Origin of the sequence: Acinetobacter sp. KAM396, from assembly GCF_021602765.1 — a bacterium.
Classification (GTDB): Bacteria; Pseudomonadota; Gammaproteobacteria; order Pseudomonadales; family Moraxellaceae; genus Acinetobacter; species Acinetobacter towneri_A.
Genome location: NZ_BPPH01000075.1, coordinates 1 through 1,960 on the forward strand (window position 1 = coordinate 1; position 1,960 = coordinate 1,960).

The following is a 1,960-nucleotide window of genomic DNA, read 5'->3' on the forward strand; positions in this document are numbered from 1 at the left end:
CATTAAAGTGTCCTACATATTAAAATGATTATCTGACCTCCTTAAATACGTCATCGGCTCTGCATCAGCTTTGGCTTGTGCGTCAGCTTTGGCTTGTGCGTCAGCTTTGGCTTGTGCATCAGCTTTGGCTTGTGCATCAGCTTTGGCTTGTGCATCAGCTTTGGCTTGTGCATCAGCTTTGGCTTGTGCATCAGCTTTGGCTTGTGCGTCATTAAGCATATTGCCGAGTTGCGTTAAGTTTAACTTTGTATTTAAGTCAATCAGGCTCTCGTCAAACATAACAAACTTGTCATTTTCAACCGTGTTTAGAGGGGGTTTTGAGCCAAAAAAAACATCTAAAAGTTCAAAACTGCTTTTTTCATTTATTTTTTGAGTGTTTTTTGAGTAAAAAAGATCATCAATGTTATTTTGTTGAGCTTCTTTGCGTAGATCCTCAATCAGGTTTTCTGACACCTTAATTTCGTTATCTAGCATGAGGATATTAAAGTTACGCTCTTTGATCTCGTCATTTTTAAGACTGATCTCGGTCGTTATACCTTGTCTGCGAAGCTGAGTCACTTTCGGCCCCTCGTGTGTTGTCGCTTCAAGTCCATTTTCTTGATTTTTATAGCTGCGATGATCGACACGAACTGAAAAGCCAGCTGTTGCTAAATGATCGTTGGTTAAATCTGCAAAATACTGTCTCCAGTCGCTGACAGTTTGAGTACCACTGTCACGACTAAAATCTCGATATTTTTTTGCTGAAAATTCACCGTTTTCGGGGTCAATCGCTCTAGTCGTAAACATGATGTGTGCGTGATAGTTACGTTCGTCAGATCCACTACCTGTATGCGGTGCGTGAATTGCTGCATCAACAACAACACCATGTTTTTTTACAATGCCTTGGCATAACTCATCGAGTAGGGTTTGGCGTTGTTCCTGGTTTAATTCTTTGGGAAAGGCAATTTCAAATTCACGGGCAAGTAAAGCATCTTTTCTGCGCTCTGATTTTTCTACAGCATTCCACAATTTTTGACGATCTAACAAATTGGGATTTGTATTCTCTGGTGCATAAATATTTGTAAATTCAACACCGCTTTTTTTTGTGTAATCCTGCTCTATCCCATAATAGTCACATACCAATTTTTCACCACTTCGATAGGCAGCACAAGCAACGGCACTACGTCCATCACTTCTACTGATCGCTTTAACTGAAAAATGATATATCGCCATTTTGCTTTTGCTCTTATTTCGCTTTAGCGAAATACAAATTGAGGAACGAAATTTGTCAGGGGGTAAAGGGGGATTTCCCCTTTCGCACCATTAACCCATACGAAGTGTATGGGTTAATGGCTAAGTGCGCCCTTCGGGGATTCTTTGAGTATCATATAGCATCTTGTACGCCAGTACAAATGCGCTTATGATCGAGAAGAATCCTTGATTGGAAAAGAGCATGACAGACGAAAAAGAGCCAAAACAAAAGCTGACTTTAGAACAGAAAATTGAACAGCAAGAGCAAAAACTAAAGCAATTAAAAGCCCAAAAACAAGCTGCTGAAGCAAGAGAAAAGGCACGTAAAAAAGAGCAGGACAGAAAAGACGACACACGTATAAAAATTTTGCTTGGTTCTTATCTGAAGAAAAAAATGGATAGTAACCCAGATTTCAATTCTCAAATTTTAGATGAACTGGAAAACTATCTGACAGCCGAACGAGATAGAAAACTGTTTGGACTATCCCCTCTTGATCAGGGATAGAGTCTACTCGTATGTATTACATTGGTAATGCGAATCAGGTCTGAAACCTCATAGACTAACCAATAATTTGGATGGACAAGTAACTCTCTTGTTCCTGCTCTTCGACCATTACGCCCTTTGTATGGGTGTTCTGCCAAATCTTCAGCAGATTGTAGAATATGGTCTTCTAGGTCATATGCGGCAACAGTATTATGATTGGCGATATAGTCAATTATTGCTTCCAAA

3 protein-coding genes are annotated in these 1,960 nt (G+C 39.7%); 1 reads left to right on the forward strand and 2 read right to left on the reverse strand.

Features of this window, described 5'->3' with window-relative positions:
- Positions 1–12 precede the first annotated feature (12 nt).
- Positions 13–1,212 carry a MobQ family relaxase gene (gene mobQ, locus L6C30_RS14465; protein ID WP_151711588.1) on the reverse strand — a complete coding sequence of 400 codons (1,200 nt, stop codon included), beginning with the start codon at positions 1,210–1,212 and terminating at the stop codon, positions 13–15.
- Between the two features lie 220 nt (positions 1,213–1,432).
- Between mobQ and L6C30_RS14470 the strand changes: the two genes are divergently transcribed.
- Complete coding sequence (locus L6C30_RS14470; protein ID WP_119054817.1) at positions 1,433–1,735, forward strand: mobilization protein; 303 nt, start codon at positions 1,433–1,435, stop codon at positions 1,733–1,735.
- Here L6C30_RS14470 and L6C30_RS14475 read toward each other — a convergent pair.
- The gene (locus L6C30_RS14475) at positions 1,726–1,959 is read right to left on the reverse strand and encodes a type II toxin-antitoxin system RelE/ParE family toxin (protein WP_171505533.1); all 234 of its coding nucleotides are present in this window, start codon (positions 1,957–1,959) and stop codon (positions 1,726–1,728) included. The two genes, L6C30_RS14470 and L6C30_RS14475, sit on opposite strands and share 10 nt — an antisense overlap.
- Between the last annotated feature and the right edge of the window lies 1 nt (position 1,960).

Excerpts from the sequence above, each read along its gene's own strand:
- mobQ (WP_151711588.1), bottom strand. The coding sequence starts at position 1,212 with ATGGCGATATATCATTTTTCAGTTAAAGCGATCAGTAGAAGTGATGGA.
- L6C30_RS14470 (WP_119054817.1), top strand. The coding sequence starts at position 1,433 with ATGACAGACGAAAAAGAGCCAAAACAAAAGCTGACTTTAGAACAGAAA.